Origin of the sequence: Elizabethkingia argenteiflava (assembly GCF_009904105.1) — a bacterium.
In the GTDB taxonomy this organism is placed as follows: Bacteria; Bacteroidota; Bacteroidia; order Flavobacteriales; family Weeksellaceae; genus Elizabethkingia; species Elizabethkingia argenteiflava.
Genome location: NZ_JAAABJ010000097.1, coordinates 1 through 218 on the forward strand (window position 1 = coordinate 1; position 218 = coordinate 218).

A 218-nucleotide genomic window follows, 5' to 3' on the forward strand; every position below is an offset into this window, starting at 1 on the left:
ATAATATTCTGTTCTTAAAGCCATCAAAGGATTTCGCATAGTTTCTTCTAATCATAAACTGATCACATAATTGCGAAAATAAGGTTTCGATGGGCTTTCGGGATTTTCTAAAAATATAAGGCTGCGGATTATATCCATGTTGATTTTTTCGCATAGGTACTTCCATATTAATCTGGTTGTAAGTAAATAAGTCTCTTTGATAATCAATACTCAGATAA

1 pseudogene is annotated in these 218 nt (G+C 31.2%); it reads right to left on the minus strand.

Features of this window, described 5'->3' with window-relative positions:
• A pseudogene (locus GNY06_RS00525) lies at positions 1–218 on the minus strand (IS982 family transposase); the annotation flags it as partial.